Genomic DNA, 523 nt, shown 5'->3' on the forward strand with positions numbered 1-523 from the left:
AAGGGAATGTTGCGAACATTATCTTGATCAACACGGTATCTTTCGCCAATAACAATTTGGCCATTGGAGGGAAAAATTCTTGCCGCTTCTTTTAAATTCATCCATGCGGCGTCACCAAAAATTCCTTTTTTGGCACGTTTGACATTGCTCGTGCGTGGAGAGGTGATTATGACTTGGATTGCTAAAAGAACAAAGCCTAAAATGACGCCGAAAACAACCATCGGATCCATGAATTTTAAAGCATAGCCCCAGGTTATCCCCTGTTGTCCAACATAGGGATTTAAGCGTTTTATTTCACTGCCGATATAGTAAAGAGCAGTGATGCAAAAAAAGGCCGTTGAGACGAATGTGATCGCTTTGCGCAAGTGCAGCTTTTGTGAGAGAGTATAAAATAATGATACAGCAGCAACCAGCATCAGCGTTAATAAGGGTTCTGAACGGACATACCAATAGATTTGGTTGGTTTTCAGATCATTTATCACAAATGACAACATATGAGGAACAAGAAATATCGTTAAAGCAC

The 523-nt window shown here is 40.3% G+C and carries 1 pseudogene; it reads right to left on the reverse strand.

Features of this window, described 5'->3' with window-relative positions:
- Positions 1–523, reverse strand: a pseudogene (locus ACFIO5_RS10000) (Ti-type conjugative transfer system protein TraG); the annotation flags it as partial.

The sequence above is a fragment of the Bartonella sp. AA86SXKL genome (genome assembly GCF_042196885.1).